This is a genomic window from Photorhabdus sp. RM71S, from assembly GCF_042879355.1.
GTDB lineage: Bacteria > Pseudomonadota > Gammaproteobacteria > Enterobacterales > Enterobacteriaceae > Photorhabdus > Photorhabdus kayaii.
The window spans coordinates 1-276 of sequence record NZ_JBHFKV010000264.1; the positions used below are offsets into that span (position 1 = coordinate 1).

Genomic DNA, 276 nt, shown 5'->3' on the forward strand with positions numbered 1-276 from the left:
ATCAGCTTACCGACGCTTTTCGCAGATTAGCGCGTCCTTCATCGCCTCTGACTGCCTAGGCATCCACCGTGTACGCTTAATTGCTTAACCTCACAACCCGAAACTGTCTCGAATTGTTCAGCCTGAGAGACTCTTCACTAATATCTCAGTGATATTAATGAGGATTTCAATTTTTCAGCTTGTTCCAGATTGTTAAAGAGCAAAATAATTCACAGCATATTGTCGCCAATATACTCTGAATTACGTTTAGTATGGTGGAGCTAAGCGGGATCGAAC

At 42.8% G+C, this 276-nt stretch carries 1 rRNA gene; it reads right to left on the bottom strand.

What is annotated here, in order from left to right:
- Positions 1–90 (bottom strand): 23S ribosomal RNA (locus ACGF5R_RS24825); the annotation flags it as partial.
- Between the last annotated feature and the right edge of the window lie 186 nt (positions 91–276).